Source organism: Massilia sp. CT11-108 (genome assembly GCF_047302915.1).
Lineage (GTDB): Bacteria > Pseudomonadota > Gammaproteobacteria > Burkholderiales > Burkholderiaceae_D > Telluria > Telluria orientalis.
This window is the reverse complement of record NZ_JBKYMO010000550.1, coordinates 1-3424: the sequence shown is the minus strand read 5'-3', so window position 1 is coordinate 3424 and position 3424 is coordinate 1. Positions and strand designations below refer to the sequence as shown.

3 protein-coding genes are annotated in these 3424 nt (G+C 64.9%); 1 reads left to right on the top strand and 2 read right to left on the bottom strand.

Annotated features, from left to right (window positions below; genetic code table 11):
- The first annotated feature begins 439 nt into the window (after positions 1–439).
- Positions 440–991: an FxDxF family PEP-CTERM protein gene (locus ACEN88_RS27170; RefSeq protein ID WP_413344670.1), complete on the top strand. Its 552-nt coding sequence runs from the start codon at positions 440–442 to the stop codon at positions 989–991.
- Positions 992–1040: 49 nt separating this feature from the next.
- Here ACEN88_RS27170 and ACEN88_RS27165 read toward each other — a convergent pair whose 3' ends face one another.
- Both ACEN88_RS27165 and ACEN88_RS27160 read right to left on the bottom strand, forming a co-directional pair.
- Complete coding sequence (locus ACEN88_RS27165; protein WP_371765043.1) at positions 1041–2930, bottom strand: ATP-binding protein; 1890 nt, start codon at positions 2928–2930, stop codon at positions 1041–1043.
- Positions 2930–3424, bottom strand: a 495-nt coding sequence (locus ACEN88_RS27160; protein ID WP_413344668.1) for a YfiR family protein, incomplete at its 5' end; no start/stop codon positions are given. The genes ACEN88_RS27160 and ACEN88_RS27165, both read right to left, overlap by 1 nt.

Below are 3424 nucleotides of genomic sequence, written 5' to 3'. Positions count from 1 at the left end.
CAAGGGGTCGTGGGTTCGATTCCTGCCAGCCGCACCAACTTATACGAAAGGCCAGATCGCAAGATCTGGCCTTTTTCATTGCCGCGCCCCCTCCTGCCAGCCGTATCCCCCGCGACTTTGACGAGCGCCCAGTGCCCGTTTGCAAACAGAAAAAACTCAGCGGCGGATTTTCTCGCGTCTTTACGTAGGAGTGAACCTACAAATACTATGCAATTTGGCTGATTTCCGCCGTTGACTGATGCCAGACACACCAACTCCTCTATGAAAAGCGGGTGAAAACCGCATCCTCGCGGAAACTATTTATGTTCAGCATCTTTCCACGAAGAAGCGCACACTTCGGTGATTTTTCGTGCGTTTTATCGATGATTTGATACGATGAAGTTCCCCGATTCTTGAAAACCAAGCTGCAGGACGCGGCTGTTTCTTTGCGAGGTAAGAAATGAAAAAATCACTGATTGCTGCTGTTGTATTGGCTTCTGCGTCGTTCGTTTCCACCGCTGCCATGGCGGCCACCGTCGGCAACACCCCGCAGGTCCTCGACCTGACCGACGGCGCCGGCTTCTTCGGCGACACGTTCGCAACCGGTAACAACGGCAATACCTTTGCCGACCGCTTCACCTTCTCCGTCGAAGGCACCACCGGCTGGAACCTCGACGCCATCATCTCGTCGGTGAGCCATAGCGCCGACACCGGTCTCGACATCACTGGCGTGTCCCTGTACAACGCCACCGGCAACGCGCTGATCTCGTCGGGCAAATCGCTGCAGTCCGGCGACATCGACGTCTGGACGATCTCGAGCGACAACCTGTCTGCCGGCAACTACTACCTGCAAGTGAGCGGCAACCTGGTGTCCGACCAGGCCGCCAGCTTCGGCGGCGCGGTGTCCCTGGCTGCGCCGGTGCCGGAACCGGAAACCTACGGCATGATGCTGGCCGGCCTGGGCGTCCTGGGCTTCCTGGCGCGTCGCCGCAAGCAGGGCAAGCCGGCTTGATAGCCCCCTTCGCATGAGTCGGGCGGAAGCGCACGCGCTTCCGCTTTTTTTATGTGCGCAGCTTCTTGATGACGCTGCGGTTCCCCAGGATTTCCTCGATCTGCTCGAAGCGCACGGGCTTGACCATGTGGTGGTCGAAGCCGGCCTCGAACGCCAGTTGGCGGTCCTTTTCCTGGCCCCAGCCCGTGACGGCGACCATGACGGTCATCGTGCAGCACGACAGGTCGCGGATGCCGCGCGCCAGGTCATAGCCGGACATCTGCGGCAGGCCGATGTCGAGGAAGGCGTAATCCGGACAGAAGCGCTTGGCCGCGGCCAGCGCATCCGCGCCATTGTGCGTGATGACGACGCTGTGCCCCATCGCCGTCAGCAGCGCGCCGATGCTGTTGACGAAGTCGACATTGTCGTCGGCGAGCAGGATGCGGTACGTTTCGGCGCTGATGAACGACATTGGCGTCGGCTTCGCGGGCAGTTCCGGCTCGACGACGATCGGCAGCCGCACGACGAACTGGCTGCCGTGGCCGAGGCCCGCGCTGTGCGCCTCGATGGAGCCGCCGTGCAGCTCGACCAGCTTGCGCGCCAGCGACAGCCCCACGCCCAGGCCGGCCACCGAACGCTCCAGCGTCGAATCGACCTGCACGAACATCTCGAATACGGTGTCCAGCATGTCCGGCGCGATGCCGATGCCCGTGTCGGACACGACCAGCGTCAGCGTGCGGTCATCCACCGTCGCCCTCAGGCCCACGCGGCCGCCGCGGTTCGTGTATTTGGCGGCATTATTCAACAGGTTCGAAAGGATTTGCGCGAGACGCGTCGCGTCGCCGTTCAGGAATACAGGGCGGTCCGGCAGGTCGATCGTCAGCTCGTGGCCATGCAGTTCGATGTACGGCCGCACCACCTCCAGCGCATCGTTGACGACCGCTTTCAGTTCCACGCGGCCGCTCTTGATGGTGAATTTACCCGTGTTGATGCGCGAGACGTCCAGCAGGTCGTCGACGAGGCGCACCATCTGGCGCAGCTGGCGCTCCATGATGTCGGTCGCGCGCTGGGTCGCCTGCGCGTCGCCGCTGCGCAGGCGCAGGATGTCGAGGCCCGTGCGGATCGGTGCCAGCGGGTTCCTCAGCTCGTGCGCCAGCGTGGCGAGGAATTCATCCTTGCGGCGGTCCGCGAGGCGCAGCGCTTCCTCCGCGCGCTCGCGCACCTGCATCTCGTGTTCGAGGGTCGCGTTCGCTTCCTGCAGCGCGTGCGAGCGGCGGCCGATCTCGGCCAGCATGTCGTTGAAGGCGGCGACAAGCACGCCGATTTCGCCGCTATCGTTCCCCGGCACGCGCAGGGTGAAGTCGCGCCGCTGCATCACCTGGCGCGCGACGTTCGTCACGGCCGCGAGCGGCCGCGTGATGGCGGCCTGCAGGCGCGACGCGACGAGGCCCGCGATCAGCAGCGCACCCAGCATCACGGCGCCCAGGATGGCGCCATAGCTGAACAGGCGGTCGACGAGGCCGTAGCGCGAGCGCAGGTAGACCGTGCCGACCATCTCGCCGTTTTCCACGATGTTGCGGAACACCGCCACTTCGCCGCCCTCGATGCGGTAGCCGGACGGGGCCGGGCGCGCCGGGATCGCCTGGTTCGGGGCCGCCGCGTACGTGGCGAAGCGCGTGCCGTCGCTCGTGTAGATCGCGGCGGCGAGGATCTGCGGGCGCACGCGCAGGACGGCCAGGTTCTGGCGCGCCGTCTCCTCGTCGTTGAACGTGAGGGCCGGGGCCGTCACGCGCGCCATGATGTCGGCCTGCGTCATCAGGTCGTCCGTCCAGTAGCGCTGGAACGCGCGCAGGTCGAACAGCAACATGGCGACGGAAGCCGCCAGTAACGCGACGAACGTCGTCGATACCGCCATCAAAATCAGTTTGCCGCGGACCGTGCCGCCGTCGCGCACCACCATCACTGCGCTCCTTTCTGCACCCGGTTCGCTACCGTCAGCAGGCGCGAACTGAGTTTGATGCCATTGCGTTCCGCCGCATCCAGCGCGACGTCGAAGCGGACCCGTTCGTCCACGATGCGGAAATTGATCACACTGCCGACCTGCAGGCCGTTGTCGCATTCGGTCACGACGAGCATCGCCCCGGTCGCCTGGTGGACGATGCGCGCGACCCGCTGCGGATCGCTCCCGCCCACGAACAGCAGGTGCACGCGGGCCGCCGCATCGCTTTCGCGCAGCTCGCGCACTTCGATCATGCGGTTGTTGACAGTACGTCCGGCCACCACGCGCGCCAGCTCGACGGCGAGGTCGTTGGCGCCGATCACGCCGATCGTCAGCGGCGCCGTGGCGTCGGCGAACGCGCTCGCGGGAAAATCGGTATAGCCGAGAAATTTGTACAGGAAGGCCGCCTTCACGCGCCGCTCCAGCGGCACGCCGGGCACGGCGCTCTGCGCGCG

Bases quoted from the DNA above. Each gene is read 5' to 3' on its own strand.
- ACEN88_RS27170 (WP_413344670.1), top strand. From the start codon at position 440: ATGAAAAAATCACTGATTGCTGCTGTTGTATTGGCTTCTGCGTCGTTC.
- ACEN88_RS27165 (WP_371765043.1), bottom strand. From the start codon at position 2,930: ATGGTGGTGCGCGACGGCGGCACGGTCCGCGGCAAACTGATTTTGATG.